Annotated in this window: 11 protein-coding genes and 2 riboswitches; of the genes, 8 read left to right on the forward strand and 3 right to left on the reverse strand. The window is 45.3% G+C overall.

Annotated elements, in window-relative coordinates:
• Positions 1 to 480: 480 nt before the first annotated feature.
• From NK662_RS22740 to NK662_RS22755, 4 genes are all read left to right on the forward strand, one after another.
• Complete coding sequence (locus tag NK662_RS22740; protein WP_254761268.1) at positions 481 to 2,250, forward strand: ORC-CDC6 family AAA ATPase; 1,770 nt, start codon at positions 481 to 483, stop codon at positions 2,248 to 2,250.
• Positions 2,247 to 3,089: a hypothetical protein gene (locus tag NK662_RS22745; protein WP_254761269.1), complete on the forward strand. Its 843-nt coding sequence runs from the start codon at positions 2,247 to 2,249 to the stop codon at positions 3,087 to 3,089. Before NK662_RS22740 ends, NK662_RS22745 begins: the two co-directional genes overlap by 4 nt.
• Before the next feature lie 623 nt (positions 3,090 to 3,712).
• Positions 3,713 to 4,243: a hypothetical protein gene (locus tag NK662_RS22750; protein ID WP_254761278.1), complete on the forward strand. Its 531-nt coding sequence runs from the start codon at positions 3,713 to 3,715 to the stop codon at positions 4,241 to 4,243.
• Between the two features lie 193 nt (positions 4,244 to 4,436).
• Positions 4,437 to 4,991, forward strand: coding sequence for a cupin domain-containing protein (locus tag NK662_RS22755; protein WP_254761270.1), 555 nt, complete (start codon positions 4,437 to 4,439; stop codon positions 4,989 to 4,991).
• Between the two features lie 62 nt (positions 4,992 to 5,053).
• On the opposite strand, the gene NK662_RS22760 is transcribed toward NK662_RS22755, so the two are convergent.
• The gene (locus tag NK662_RS22760; RefSeq protein WP_254761271.1) at positions 5,054 to 6,706 is read right to left on the reverse strand and encodes a glycosyltransferase; all 1,653 of its coding nucleotides are present in this window, start codon (positions 6,704 to 6,706) and stop codon (positions 5,054 to 5,056) included.
• Positions 6,707 to 6,844: 138 nt separating this feature from the next.
• Positions 6,845 to 8,887: a CDP-glycerol glycerophosphotransferase family protein gene (locus NK662_RS22765; protein WP_254761272.1), complete on the reverse strand. Its 2,043-nt coding sequence runs from the start codon at positions 8,885 to 8,887 to the stop codon at positions 6,845 to 6,847.
• A 182-nt stretch (positions 8,888 to 9,069) separates the two neighbouring features.
• On the opposite strand from NK662_RS22765, the gene NK662_RS22770 reads away from it, so the two are divergent.
• The 4 genes from NK662_RS22770 (at position 9,070) to NK662_RS22785 (ending at position 14,207) form a co-directional block, all read left to right on the forward strand.
• Positions 9,070 to 9,900, forward strand: a complete 831-nt coding sequence (locus tag NK662_RS22770; protein ID WP_254761273.1) for an ABC transporter permease — start codon at positions 9,070 to 9,072, stop codon at positions 9,898 to 9,900.
• A 16-nt stretch (positions 9,901 to 9,916) separates the two neighbouring features.
• Positions 9,917 to 10,744 (forward strand): teichoic acids export ABC transporter ATP-binding subunit TagH, encoded by an 828-nt coding sequence (tagH, locus tag NK662_RS22775; RefSeq protein WP_254761274.1) that lies wholly within the window; start codon positions 9,917 to 9,919, stop codon positions 10,742 to 10,744.
• 73 nt (positions 10,745 to 10,817) lie between these two features.
• Positions 10,818 to 10,920: riboswitch (purine riboswitch) on the forward strand.
• 125 nt (positions 10,921 to 11,045) lie between these two features.
• Entirely contained in the window at positions 11,046 to 12,584 is a 1,539-nt protein-coding gene (gene guaA / locus NK662_RS22780; RefSeq protein ID WP_254761275.1) for a glutamine-hydrolyzing GMP synthase, read from the forward strand.
• A gap of 93 nt (positions 12,585 to 12,677) precedes the next feature.
• Positions 12,678 to 12,779, forward strand: a riboswitch (purine riboswitch).
• 102 nt (positions 12,780 to 12,881) lie between these two features.
• Complete coding sequence (locus NK662_RS22785; protein WP_254761276.1) at positions 12,882 to 14,207, forward strand: NCS2 family permease; 1,326 nt, start codon at positions 12,882 to 12,884, stop codon at positions 14,205 to 14,207.
• A gap of 41 nt (positions 14,208 to 14,248) precedes the next feature.
• Here the strand turns inward: NK662_RS22785 and NK662_RS22790 are convergent, their stop codons facing one another.
• Positions 14,249 to 15,016 (reverse strand): C39 family peptidase, encoded by a 768-nt coding sequence (locus tag NK662_RS22790; RefSeq protein ID WP_254761277.1) that lies wholly within the window; start codon positions 15,014 to 15,016, stop codon positions 14,249 to 14,251.
• Positions 15,017 to 15,369: the final 353 nt, after the last annotated feature.

Consider the following 15,369-nt stretch of genomic DNA (forward strand, 5'->3'; position numbering starts at 1 on the left):
CTGGGATATCTCACGCCAGTCGAGTTTAAACAGCTGGCCTTATAAAAGTTGTCCAAGTAGGTGTTGACATTCCACTTTGGATGAGAAAGGGTGAGAGGGCTTGTTTCTTTAATACTTCCTGTAGGGTCTGTGGCTGCTGATTATTCATGATGCAAGACCTCGCTTGCGTAGGCGTTGGAGTGCTTGTTCTGTGTTGTTACGGATTTTCTGGGATAGTTTTCTGATTGTGTATTCCATGAGAGATGTTCCTCCTGAAGTTTGTTTTTCGGTAAGTCATCCACCGATGAGGAGAACATAACCATTTCAAGTAGAAAAACAATAGTTAATTATTGGGATTTAATAATGAGTGTTTAGCCGTTCAAAATTAAATGACTAAATTCAAGAAATAGGTTTTAAAGAATTTAACAGTGTAGTAATATTTAACTTGTAAGTTCAATTATGGTAATTTATTCTGTTGTAGAATAGTGGAGGGAAGGGACTTTGAGCATTTCTAATGAGGAGCAACTAGCTTTTCCAATGGATGACGATGTTAATGTTTTTATTGAACAAGCAGAATACATCGATGAGAAAGAATTTTTGAAATGGAGCATAGAACATCCAGACGAAAAAAAGATAATAAAGAAACTTTCATCAGGGGGAGCTAAACTACTAGTAGGCCCTAGGGGATGTGGAAAAACAACAATAATGCTAAAGACATACTATGGTTCATTGTCTACGTTAGACAGCACAGAGTTAAAGGACTCTTTCCCTATATATGTAAATTTTAAATCTGCTCTAAGAGTTGAACCTATGTATAAGGCCAACGTAAATGCCAATTTTTGGTTTAATCAGTGGTTACTATATAAGGTTTATCAAGGTTTATATAAGACAGCGGAAGATGTAGAGAATTATGATGCAGTAAAATATAAAGGGAAGCTTAAAGAACTTGAGTCGACTTTAACTTATTCTAAAGCATATGTTAATAAATACTTAAGTAACATTGAGCATCGATTTTCGGAACTCTCATCTGAAGAAAGTATTTTATCAACAAGTATTCTTGAAGAGGAAATCAGTAAAGCACTCAATGTATTTAACAAGCAACATTGTGTACTTTTATTAGATGATGCAGCACATGCTTTCTCTCCAGAACAACAAAAGGACTTTTTCGAGTTTTTTAGAAACGTGAAAAGTAAAAGAATATCTCCAAAAGCTGCAATTTATCCAGGTGTTACAACCTATTCAGCTAATTTTCATGTTGGACACGATGCAGAAGAAATTAATGTGTGGTTGAGTGTTGAGACAGTAGGTTATGTGGAATTTATGTATACTCTTCTGAGTAAGCGATTACCAACAGACATATACCAGAGTTTGATAAAGAAAAAGGAAATTATGGAAGTTATTGCATATGCATCTTTTGGGTTGCCTAGATCATTTTTAAATATGGTGAGAGAACTCTATAAGAATGATAATGGGATTGTAGAGTATAAACTAAATAAACGTGATATGATGTCAGCTATTAAGAAAAATGTTAAGCAAACTGTTGGCATATATCAATCATTACAGTATCAGTTGCCGACATATAGCAAATTTATTACTAAGGGAGAAGAGATATTTAGGTATCTTGTTAATTCCCTTAAAGAATATAACAAGGGTAAGGATGCAGATAAACAGACTGTTGTGGTGGGGATTTCAAAAGATGCCCCAGTAGAAGTAAAAAGAGTTATTAGTTTTTATCAATATGCCGGTTTAGTAAAACCTGTAAGCGAGATTAGCAAGGGAGTACAGGAAGGTATCTATGAATTGTTCTCAATACACTACGGTATGCTTATAGAGAACAATGCTTTTATTGCTAAAAAGTCTATATCTATGGAGGAATTACGGGTAGCCCTTAAAATTAGAAATACACAATATTATAAAAAGGTATCGGCAACCTCTTTGTTAAACGGTCAGGACCCTCAAGTTGTCTTTCCATTATCATTACCGCCTTGTCAGCAGTGCAAAACACCAAGATTAAATGAAAATGCTAAGTTTTGTCATGAGTGTGGTTCGATGTTGAAGAGTAGTTCAATATTTGAAGCATTAATAGCAAATGATATAGATAAACTACCATTAACCCCTAATAGAGTGAAAAATATCAAAGAGCAGTCTAGCATCCGAACCATCAGGGACATCCTAATGGACATTGATAACACTGAGTTGAGAAAAGTAAAACAAATTGGAGAAGTATGGGCTGAGAAAATCTTTTCTTATGCGGAGGAATTTATCGTATGAGTAAAAGTAGAGTACCATCTTGTGTAAACGAAGTGCAACCTAATTATAAACTTCCAGATTTGAAGGGATTTATTGAGTATGTAGACTTCACTCCGATTGCCCCTATTGATGAATTTAAAAGAGGTCTTAGGGAAATTATTAAGCTAGGAGTACAGAACTTCTTTATAGATAATAAAGCCATAGCATCTACTTTATTATTAAGTTTAGTTTCTTTAACTGAAAACTACTTTAGAAATATCTTGTCTAGGGCAATCTTAATCTGTCCACATGCACAGAAAGTATCTAGTAGTCAAAATGTAAATTTAGGTACTGTTTTATGGTATGGAAGTGAGAAGGCTATACAGGGGGTATCTGAGAACTTTTCTTTTGCAAGCAGTAGCGAGATTAAAAATGTTTCGCAAAAACTTTTGGGATTTCAAGTTCAGAAGAACAGCCTTTTAGAATCAGTCTTAGAGGAGTATGACAAAGTATGTAATTTGAGACATGCAGTTGTGCATTCGGATGGTTTCTTAGCTGGTAAAAATGCTACTTCATTGTCAATTGTAAAGGTAGATAAGAGAGTCAGAGTATTCTTTGATTATGCCTCATTCCAAGAGGTCAGTGCAATGTGCTTAACGCTAGTAACAAATTATAATGATGAGTTATTTAAGGAATTTTGTGAAAGATGGGCTATAATATGGAGAAGGGACTATAATATAAACTTGTCAAATGAGGGAGAGAAGTTTCAAGAGGTATGGAAATTATTTTTCTCAATGGCCGATTATAATGAAAGTGCCATAAAAGATAAGATGGATATGGTGGACTGTATGAAATCTATTAAGACTATCTATCAGCTGTGAATCAAGGCAATCTTCTGCAAGTACATTTATAACTTGTACTTTAAAGCAATTAATACCCCGTTACACAATAGCATTGCGCAATGACTGCTAACAAAAGTGACACAATAAAGCCTGCATCACTTTTGTTAGGGGGACAGATGAGTTAATTGCAGAGCGTTGTTTGCTAACAGCATGCTAACATTTTGCTAACGAAGTCCAATAAAACGCAGTAAATCCAGGTTAAAGATGTTACACCCAATGCCAGCAAAACCTTGATTCTACGCGGTTTTCCTCCACCATGGTCAAACATATTACACCTCAAAACCACATGGGCGGCATGATGTAAGTCACCTTTCATAACAAAAGAAAAGGCTGTCTTCTCAAAACAGGAGACAGCTTTTTCTTGTTGTTCCTCCTTGAATTCTCCCTTTACATAACACTATCCCTTTCCCTCTGTTTACCTGTTTAAAAGACTAGAAGTGATATGACACTCCCTGTTTGATATCAAATTCGCCTCTCGAATCCTTTAGATTGGAAAATGAGGAATTTCTCACCTGTTTGCCATTGTTTCCTTAAGTAAAATTTAATCGCATTTCATAAATGAAATGTAAGGTAGGTGTAAATGCCGGAGGAGGAATGCTGTGATGCAAAGGATTGGCCTGCAATCTGTAGCAGCCGTTCTTATAAAATGGGTGGGTACTCTTGCCATTGCTTTAGGTGTAGTCTTCTTGGTTCTAGACATTGTGACGGGTCAAGGAAATGCTCTCAAGGAGGCAAATAAAACGTTGGGTTCTGCAGCAGAGTATGGGGCTATTGCTGCGGGGCTCTTGTGGTTATCGAGGCATGTGTGGACATATGCAAGAAAGAATAAGCTTAATGCTGCCCAGTACATGAGACAAGCATTTTTATTTCTGAAAAAGCATCATACTCTTGTGGGATATGCTGTTCTTTCTCTGTCTGTAAGTCACGGGGTGTATTTTCTGCTGAAGGGCTCTAAGCATGTCTTGCAATTCTACAGCGGAATTGGTGCAATCATTGCGCTCCTGCTGGTGAGCTTTGCGGGGATCCTTCTGCAAAAGCTGGGCGTCAGGAAGTCTCTGGCGAAGTACCGAAGAATTCATCAGGTTATCGCCTCTCTATTTGGAATTGGGCTTCTCATTCATCTCATCGTGTAAGCTGTTCCTTCGCAATGCAAGAACAACTGTCTTTTGAAAACAGGGGCAGTTTTTCTTGCTATGGTGAGTCCACTCATGAAAAGCAGCCGCGCTGAAGTGGAAGCGGCAGATTCTGAAAAAAGGATACAGAGAAGAACACTCCTTCATCCCGGGCATATGATGCTCGTAGCAGTTTGTGAAAGGAGTGGAGAATATGTACTATGTTCCTTGGATGTATCCATATCAGCATCCAAATCCATATTATGCTTACATGCCAATATATAACGATATGAGACACCCTGTTCAGCAGATGTCTTCTGCCGCTATGGGCCAATCCGGTCTGAAGGATTATGGACCGGATCCATTTGTCATTGACATTAATGAAGCCACGAAGCAAAACAACACGTACCGCACCGCCTTATGGACCGGAAGCCATTTGCAGGTGACCTTGATGAGCCTTAACCCGGGAGAAGATATCGGTTTGGAGATTCATCCAAATATCGACCAGTTCCTGCGTGTGGAGGAAGGGCAGGGCATTGCTCAAATGGGCAAGGACCAGAATAACTTGGATTTTGTGCGAAAGGTGTTTGATGACTCTGTGATCATTGTGCCGGCAGGGACATGGCACAACGTCACAAACACGGGTAATACGCCTTTGAAGCTCTACTCCATCTATGCGCCGCCGCAGCACCCGCCCGGCACGGTGCATGTGACGAAGGCAGATGCCATGCATGCGGAACAGGGCGGCGGCATGCGGCCGCAATGGTGATGGTTCGCTGAAGGAAAATAAGATGGACCATTCCTGCTTGTATCCAGGAATGGTCCACTTGTCTATTGGTTTGCGGCCGAACGGGAAGCGGGCTCCCGATCAGCGAGAGTGCGGAACAGGTGGGACCAGCGTTCCAGAAACACCCGTTCATTGAAGGTTTGGGCACTGTCGTAAGCGCCTTGGCTCAGCCGCTCCAGCTCATTGGGATTTGCGAAGAGCTGATGGATGCGACGGCCCAACTCTTCAATATTATTTGCTTCTACGAGATAACCGTTGTGCCCGTTCTGAATCATGTCAGCCGGTCCGTATTTCGTATCATAGCTGATTACCGGGCATCCATGTGCCAGGCTTTCCAGGATGGACAAGCAGAAGCCCTCGGATTTAGAGGTAATAATGGTAAAGGCGCTTGTTTCCAGCACCTGCTTAATATCTTTGGCGAAGCCTTTCAGCGAGACATTCTCGGCCACACCCAGTTCATCAATCAAATTCCGCAGCTTCTGCTCTTCTTCCCCATGCCCGTACAGGTCCAGATATATATTGGGATTCTGCTCCAGCGCCAGCTTGAAGGCGCGGATGGCATGATCCAGCTGCTTATGCCCCGAGTAGCGTGCAAGAATAGCGGCACGGTTCAGCGCGCGTTGGGCGAATGGCACCCTTGGCTGCGAATTTTCGTATGTATGCGGAATGACGAAGAAATTGTCACGGTCGCCGGTCCGTGCAGCTATATCCTGCTTTTGGACGTTGGTCAGGAACACCATGCTGTCCACTTGCTCCAGCTCCTCGAAGATCGGGCGGTATGGCGCCTTGACCGGAGAATGCGGCTGGAACGGCGGATAGATGTGGGCACTGTGGAACAGGGAGATTTTGTAGAAATCTCCTTTTGCCTTTAGCACAATCGGGTCCATATGCCGGTTGTCCACAACAAATGCATGCTTGCCTTCCCGTTTGACAAGCTGCTCCAGCCAATACACCTGCATGTCTTCTTCACTCTTGAATTTCTTGTGCACCTTGCCGTCGTGGCTGAACCAATGAATGGAGTTGATGGTGCTTTCCTCCTCTTTGATATCGTACCATTTTGCCAGATAGCAATGGCCCTCGGAGTTGTAGAAGAGCTCTTGATTCACACGCTGTTCATAGTCATAATAAATGGTTTTATGCATGCGGCCATAGCTGTTAAACTCCTCGCGTTTGGTGCGCTTCCTCTGCGTGTCGATATAATCAATGAACTTCAATCTTCCGTCCTTGCGCTCGTAGCTCTTGAACATGACATAGAGGCCATTCTTAAAAAGAAGATACGCATTTCTAGTTTTATGCTTCACCAATGTACAGCCAGGCTCTGCGGCAGGATGATGAATCTTTCGTAACGGGACATCCATCTTCCCTCTATAAAAATCATACATATTCAAAACGGTCGTATAGTTGCGGTTCAACAGCCCTTCCCGCTCCAGACGCCACATGGTGGGTCTGACGTCCGCATCCGCATTGTATAAAAATGTCACAACATTTACTTTGACGCCAGCCTGCTCCCCAAATGCTTTGGCTCTCCGCAGCAAGGCTCTGGTAAGGCCCCCAAACTCTTTGGGAATGGACCTGGTAACAAAATAATAGTTCATGTCTGCAGGGAAGTTATATAGATTCGGTGCACCTGCCGCTTGCATCCGTAATCGGGCTGCCTGCAGACGCAATAGCTTATTGAAGAGTGATTGTGTATTCATCTCTCTGCTCCTTTTAGAAAGTTCAGACTGGTAGCTGTGAAGATTCCGGTATAATTCTATCCATTTTATTCCTCGTATATACTGTAGATCACCTATATGCAAAGACCAGACCGGCTGGATACCGGTCTGGTCTTTATGCTAGAAAAGCTTTTCCACAACCCTGCGGGTAGACTCGCCAGACTCCAGATAGCAAAACTTCTCGTAGAATTGCTGGAATTGGGCGGATTGCTGAAATCCGTCTGCCTCCACCTGTTTGATGGCTTCCGCCAATTCCGCTGTTGTCCGCACCAGCGGCCCGGGTGCTTCCTGTTCAAAATTGAAGTAAAAGCCTCGAAGGCTATCTCTGTACTGTTCAATGTCATATACGTAAAAAATCATCGGCCGTTTGAGGTTGCCGTAATCAAAGAAGACAGAGGAGTAATCTGTAACGAGAACATCGGCCATAATATACAGTTCGCGAATATCCTCGTGGTTGGAAAAATCATAGGCGAAGCCGGCGTATGGCGTCAGGTCCAGGTTTTCTGAAACCAAGTAATGCAGGCGGAACAACATGACATAGTCCTCCCCCAGCCGCTCCTGCAGCAAATCCAAATCCAAGCTAACATCGAACCGGTACTTTCCCTTGGCGTGAAATTGGTTATCCCGCCAGGTCGGGGCATATAGAATGACCTTCTTGTCCAATGGAATGTTGTAGAAGGCTTTCAGTTTGCCGATGATTTTTTGGTCCAGAGATTTACGGATAAAGTCATTGCGCGGGTAGCCTGTCTCCAGCATTTCCTTGTCAAATTGAAAGGCCCTGCGGAAAATCTCCGTCGAATAAGCATTTGGCGAGATGAGATAATCCCACCGCTGCGCCTCCTTGATGAAATTTTGTTTGTAGGCCTCGGCGGTTGTCCCGGGCATATGCACCTCTTCCATATCGGCAGCCAGCCGTTTGAGCGGTGTGCCGTGCCAGGTTTGCAGATAGGTCGTGTGCTTTGGCTTTGGCAGCCACAAAGGCATCCGGCTGTTGGTTACCCAGAACTTGGCCCGGGGCATGATGAACAGCCATTTCAGCGAGAATCTGCGGATGCAGTTCAAGCCCTTGCCCTGAAAGTTATGGAGATGTTGTTTGTCAACGCTCCAATAGAGCTTGTACGGGTAGTCATGCTCCCGTAAATATTCATAGATGGCACGCGGATTGTCGCTGAACTGTTTGCCGAGAAAGCTTTCGAACACAACGATATTTTTTCGCCCGGGAATTTTCCCGATATAGTGAAAAGCCTGCAGATAGGCTTTTTTGACCAGCCGGTGCCGCTTCAGGGAGATCAGCCTTCTCTTGATCCCGTCCTTCAGGCTCTGCCGCAGGCTGTATTCTTGAACCTTTATATGTAAGCGTTGTCCTTTTTTCGTTTTAATAATGGATACACACATTGTTTTGCCGGCTCTTTTTACTAAGAGCTTCTGCTTTTTTAAATGGGATGCCTTCAGTGTTACCGGAGCAATCATGGGCTTGTTGCTTTCAGCAGCATTCGCAACCTCAATCCATGCCTTCAGGGTGCCGTTATCCTGCAGGAAGACAGCCTCCAGTGGAATAGAAGCCTGAAAGCCAATGGGAGACGCCTGGCCGGCCAAATCAGGGCGGGCAAATAGCTGGAGCCGTGCCTTCCAATGGTAGGATTCTTCGCTTGCTCCCACTAGCAAGGCACCTGTTGTATCTTGGCAGGTTTGCGCGGCATGAAACAGCCAGCCACTGAATTCAATCCGGTGTTTATCCACAAATCTGACCTGCTCCACCTTAATGAGAGGCTGTATGGGCTGTGACTTAAAGCATACATTTCCGTACCTGGTTGTGAACGGCATCAGCATGCTTTCATCCGTGAGGAAAGGGAATAGCTCTAATTCCGAACCGTTGTTTGCCAGCCGGATTCTCTCTGTGCGTTCATCCTGTTGGAATGTTATGTATACATCCCAATTCTTGCCCTCTGTCAGCAGCTCCAGCAGGTCCTGCTCCGCCAACCGGGCCTGCAGCATATCCTTGTTTTTCGTTAATGGATACTCCTTCTTCTTTGTGGTGTACCGCTCGACAAACAGCAAGGCTTCAGCCGGCCCCGAGAAACTGATTTGTACATATAGATCCTTCTCCTGAAAGGATAATGAATGCAAGAGACAGCGCTTCTTTGCCTGTGTTTTCCCTATCACGGCCTTTCCTCCTCTTATGAAAAATTTCCCAAACCCTAGTATGTACCTGCTGAATAAATCTATACACTTCCGGCAATACTCCGGGGAAATGCGCCAAAAAGGAGAGAAGAAGTTTTACAGGGCCTGTTTTTGGGCAATGATGGAGAGTAAAACAGCGTTTACAGGAAGGATAATCTTTAGCGATGAAAGCACTGGTTACAATTGTGAGAGAACAAATTCATTCCTTTTACCTGATTTTAAGACTGTCTGCTTTTGAGATGAAAAGCGCCAATACCAACAACTATCTGGGGAGATTGTGGGAAATTTTAAATCCTGTCATTCAACTGGCTGTCTACTGGCTTGTGTTCGGTGTCGGAGTGCGAGGCAGCCGGCAGATTGTGATGGAGAATGGTACCCATGTTCCTTTTTTTATTTGGATGCTGACAGGCATGATTGTCTGGTTTTTTGTGAATCCGGCCATTTCCAAGGCATCTAAATCCATCTACTCCCGCATTCAGCTGATTGCGAAAATGAGTTTTCCAATGAGTGCCATTCCCGCATTTGTCATCATGGCAAACTTCTACACACATCTGATGCTTGTTGCGGTGGTGATTGTGTTCTTGCAGTTTACTGATTTCCGAGTCTCGGTATATTACCTCCAGCTTCCTTATTTCATGCTGGCAACCCTGGCTTTTCTCCTGGCCCTTTCCTTGATTACGTCAACCCTGTCCACGATTGTCCGCGATGTGCAGCAGCTGATCCAGGCTGCTTTGCGAATGACGCTGTACCTGACTCCGCTCCTCTGGCAGGCCCATAAGCTGGTCATCAAGGGAGTGGACGTCACCTTCCTGCTGAAGCTGAATCCGCTCTACTATCTGGTGGAGGGATACCGGGCCTCTTTGTTGGGCACCACCTGGTATGCAGCCGGGCATGCGGATTATACTCTCTACTTCTGGAGCATCATCTTGGCCATGCTGATGCTGGGCTCTGCGCTGCATGTAAAATTCAGAAATCAGTTTGTCGATTTCTTATAAAATGGATGTGAAGGCAATGAAGGAAACCGTTGTTGTGCAAAATGTGTTCAAGCGATATAAAATGTACCAATCACCGAAGGAGAGAATTCTGGATATCCTGCTTCCAGGAGGCTACGGGGAGGACTTTTACGCGCTGCGGGGTGTTTCATTCACGGCGTATCAAGGGGACGTAATCGGACTGGTCGGCATGAACGGATCCGGGAAGTCCACTCTTTCCAACATCATCGGCGGCGTCATCCCCCCCACGTCCGGCACGGTTGAAAGGGCAGGGCAGACCGCGGTCATTGCCATTTCCTCCGGCTTAAATAATCAATTGACCGGCAGGGAGAACATTGAACTGAAGTGTCTTATGCTCGGATTTAAAAGAAGGGAAATCCGGGAGATGGAGGAGGAAATTATTGATTTTGCGGACGTTGGATCATTCATTGACCAGCCTGTCAAGAAATACTCCAGCGGGATGAAGTCGCGCTTAGGCTTTGCGATTTCAGTTACAGTTGACCCGGATATTCTGGTAATTGATGAAGCGCTCTCTGTTGGGGACCAGGTGTTTGCGCAGAAGTCTAAAAATAAGATGTTTGAGTTTAAGGACAGAGGCAAGACCATCTTCTTTGTCAGCCACTCGATGGGGCAAATCAAAGAGTTCTGTGACCAGGCGCTGTGGCTCCAGTATGGAGAGATTCGCGAGTACGGCCCAGTGCAGGAAGTCATCCCCGCCTACGAGAGGTTCCTCAAGCAATATAGGGAAATGTCTCATGAAGAGCAAAGAAGGTTCCGTGAAGAAGTGCTCCAAAAACAGAGCGGGCCTGCTGTTGTACATCCGCTCCGAACCCGGGAGAGCGGATGAAGTTTCAACACTTTCTGAAAAAATCCTGCTGTTTCACCCTTGACCGCCTCCGTCTTCCATTGTTAGAATCAAAAAGGTAAATCATGAACACCTTCATATATCCTCAACAATATGGGTTGAGAGTCTCTACCGGGAAGCCGTAACATTTCCTGACTATGAAGGCAGCGATTCTGCTTATGAGAGAACGGGTTCTTTTATAGGGTCGGAATTCTGCCTTTTTCTTTTTGGAAGGCAGCATTCTGACCTTTTTTTGTTGATACTATCAGCAAGGACAAGAAAATGAACGTCGGGGTGATGAGTGTTGAGTAAACAGCATGATACGATTGTGGTTCTGGATTTCGGAAGTCAGTATAATCAATTGATTGCACGCCGCATTCGCGAGTTTGGTGTGTATAGCGAATTGCATCCGCATACGCTTACGGCGGAAGAAATTAAAGCAATGAATCCAAAGGGCATTATTTTCTCCGGCGGACCGAACAGTGTGTATGGAGAGAACGCGCTTCACTGTGATGAGGCAATCTTCGATCTGGGCCTCCCTGTCCTGGGCATTTGCTATGGCATGCAGCTGATGACAAAGCACTTTGGCGGAACAGTGGAACGGGCGGAGCACCGCGAGTACGGAAAAGCGGTCCTGAATGTACAGCATAACTCTAAGCTGTACAACAACCTGCCGGACGAGCAGGTTGTGTGGATGAGCCATGGCGACCTGGTAACAGGCATTCCTGCAGGCTTCAAGGTGGATGCAACGAGCGCGTCCTGCCCGATTGCTGCGATGAGCGATGAGGACCGTAAGCTGTACGGCGTGCAATTCCATCCGGAAGTGCGCCATTCCGAATTTGGCAATGACTTGATCAAAAACTTCGTGTTTGAGGTTTGCGGCAGCTCTGAAGGCTGGAACATGGGCAACTTCATCGATGTGGAAATTGCAAAAATCCGTGAGACGGTTGGCGACAAGAAAGTTCTTTGTGCGCTGAGCGGCGGCGTGGACTCTTCTGTTGTTGCTGTATTGCTGCATAAGGCTATCGGCGACCAGCTGACTTGTATTTTTGTGGATCACGGTTTGCTGCGCAAAGGCGAAGCAGAGAGTGTCATGAAGACCTTCACTGAAGGCTTCCATATGAATGTCATTAAGGTGGATGCACAGAAGCGCTTCCTGGACAAGCTGGCAGGTGTGTCTGATCCTGAGCAGAAGCGGAAGATTATCGGCAATGAGTTCATCTATGTCTTTGATGATGAGGCTTCCAAGCTGCAGGGCATCGACTTCCTGGCGCAGGGTACGCTGTATACGGACATCATTGAGAGCGGCACAGCAACAGCGCAGACCATCAAGTCCCACCATAACGTCGGCGGTCTTCCTGAAGATATGCAATTCACGCTGATCGAGCCGCTGAAAACGCTGTTCAAGGATGAAGTGCGTGCCCTTGGTACAGCCCTTGGCATTCCGGATGAAATCGTGTGGCGCCAGCCGTTCCCGGGTCCGGGTCTTGGCATCCGCGTACTGGGCGAAGTAACAGAGGAGAAGCTGGAGATTGTTCGGGAGTCCGATGCCATTCTGCGTGAAGAGATCAAGAAAGCAGGTCTTGACCGCGAAATTTGGCAGTACTTCACCGCTCTTCCTGATATGCGAAGTGTAGGCGTAATGGGTGACGAACGGACATATGATTATACAGTAGGCATTCGTGCCGTGACCTCCATTGACGGTATGACAGCGGATTGGGCCCGCATCCCTTGGGATGTGCTGGAGAAGATCTCTGTGCGGATCGTCAACGAAGTGAAGCACGTGAACCGCATCGTGTATGATGTGACGAGCAAGCCGCCTGCAACAATTGAATGGGAATAAATACCGAACGAACGAACGTTTTTTGTTAAAAAACGTTCGTTTTTTACGTTGACAAACTTCTTATGCCGGGCTAGAATAAACATGTAATCATTCATAATTTAAAAAACAAGCCGTCGTATAATCTCGGGGATATGGCCCGAAAGTTTCTACCTAGCTGCCGTAAATAGCTGGACTACGAGGCGTATAGATACAGGCACCTGTGTGTTTGCCTCGTCTACGTCTCTATTGTCCAAATAGAGGCGTTTTTGCGTTGAAGCTCAGGTTATGCGGCGAGACTACAAACGGGGGAGCAAACACATGAAGCGTTATTTTCAGTTTGAAGAGCTTGGTACGAACTACCGTACAGAGTTCATGGCCGGTCTGACGACGTTCCTGTCTATGGCATACATCTTATTCGTAAACCCAGCTACTTTATCTTTGAGCGGTGTTAAGGGTCTTCCGGCAGGAGTCGGCATGGATCCGGGAGCGGTTTTCGTGGCGACAGCATTGGCGGCAGCTGCAGGTTCCCTGGTTATGGGCATCTTTGCACGCTATCCGATTGCTCTGGCACCTGGTATGGGTATTAACGCATTTTTCGCGTACACAGTTCTTTTGACCATGCAGATTCCGTGGCAGACTGCCATTGCAGGTACACTCGTTTCCGGTATTTTGTTCATCATCCTTACAGCTACAGGTCTTCGTGAAAAAATTATTAATGCCATTCCGACAGAGCTGAAGCATGCAGTTGCTGCAGGTATTGGTTTGTTCATTGCATTCATCGGATGTCAAGATGCTGGTATCATCGTTAATAACGATGCAACACTTGTTGGCTTGGGAGATTTCTCAAAAGGTCCTACATTGCTGGCGATTTTCGGCTTGTTCATCACGGTGGTGTTGATGACAAGAAAGGTGAATGGTGCGGTATTCTACGGTATGGTTGCTACAGCGGTTGTTGGCGTGGCAACAGGCTTGATTGCTCCTCCAAAGCAAATTATCGGTGCAGTTCCAAGCATTGCTCCAACATTTGGCGTAGCTCTGGCTCATATTGGCGATATCTTTACAGCAAAAATGATTCTGGTTGTACTGACATTCTTCTTCATTGATTTCTTTGATACAGCGGGTACGTTGGTTGCGGTGGCAAACCAAGCCGGATTGATGAAAGGCAACAAGCTTCCGCGTGCGGGCAGAGCGATGTTTGCTGATGCGGCTGCAACAACAATTGGCGCAGTCTTTGGTACATCTACAACAACAGCTTATATTGAATCTTCGGCTGGTGTGGCTGCAGGCGGACGTTCCGGCTTCACGGCAGTCGTGGCAGCGGGCTTGTTCCTTCTATCTCTTTTGTTCTCGCCGCTGCTCAGTGTTGTTACAGCATCTGTAACAGCACCTGCTTTGATCATTGTAGGCATTCTCATGGTATCTTCTTTAGGTGAGATTGACTGGAAGAAGTTCGAGGTTGCAGTTCCTGCCTTCTTCACCCTGATTGCGATGCCGCTGACTTACAGCATTGCGACTGGTATTGCGATTGGCTTCATCTTCTATCCAATTACAATGTCAATCAAAGGGCGTGCAAAAGAAGTGCATCCTGCTATGTATGTGCTGGCAGTGGTGTTTGTACTCTACTTCCTGTTTGTTCGTAAGTAATTTGCAGCTAGAACGCGATGCCCTAATCGGCATCGCGTTTTTTATTTATAAGTGAGAGCTTGTCTGCCATACTGATCCCAGCCTTTTACAAAGGCTTGCATGGGAACGCGGCGGTTTTTCACGCTGGCAAGCGGGTCGTTGAAGTATACATATTGTTTATCATAACCAGTCAGCAGCACGCTGTGTTCCTTCATTGTAATGCAGACAGGTCCGCGTTTTGTTTGCCAAGTTTCCCAATCCCGATCCGGCACGTAATCAAAGGTGCTGGTGGAAATCACCCAAACCGGCTTTCTTTGACTTAGGTGCTGCAGGATGACAGTGAAGGGATGTCCGGTCAGATTTATAATTTGCCCGGGCAGATATTGATTCGCCAATTCGTAAACAGGCCCGTGGAACACACCAAAGCCCGGTTCAGCCCAAGAGGTCATACTGCCGACAAAGCCGTAATGGGGATTTCCGAAGGATATGGAGCCTTTCGTTTGTTGGAATGGGGCAGGATCCTTTCGGATTCTTCCCGCCAATTGCATTTTTCCGACAGCCAACCCCTTATACTGCAGCAGCATGGCCAGGCTTGTTACTTCACAACCGCGCGGTAATTCCGGCAGCTGTGAAATAAGGGGGGCGTCCAGCAAAACGGAAGAGGAAAGAACTGGTGCATCGGCGCCCGGAATTCTGTAACCAAGCAAGAAGGGGACAAGGTGCTTTTGTATATGGGCTTGAGATTGTTTGTAAGGAGTGTTCTGCGCGAAAACATCCATACTATGCAGAAATAGCAGAAGTGCCGAGGATAAAATCATACAGATTCTCAAGAGCAGTTCCTCCTGTCTGAATTGCAGCGGTAGCTATATTGTTGCTTTTGCTCAGCTGTTCCTTGCAAGGGGAGAGATGGGGTTCTATGTGCAGTTTTCCACTGAAGGAAGAATGAGGATGAAAAGTTTTTTTTGCAAAAGCGTTGACTTATCCTTTTAAAAGGGATATATTATTACATGTCGCTGATGCAACAACGGTTTGCGAGATACTGAATAAACAAGTTGTTGACAGGTGAATGTACAGATGATATATTAAGAAAGTCGCTGATTGAGCGACGGACAAGCTCTTTGAAAACTGAACAAAACACAAAACGTCAACATTTATTTTTTGAAGCTAGACAAACACTTTTATG

The sequence above is a fragment of the Ectobacillus ponti genome, from assembly GCF_024294785.1.
Taxonomy (GTDB): domain Bacteria; phylum Bacillota; class Bacilli; order Bacillales; family Bacillaceae_G; genus Ectobacillus; species Ectobacillus ponti.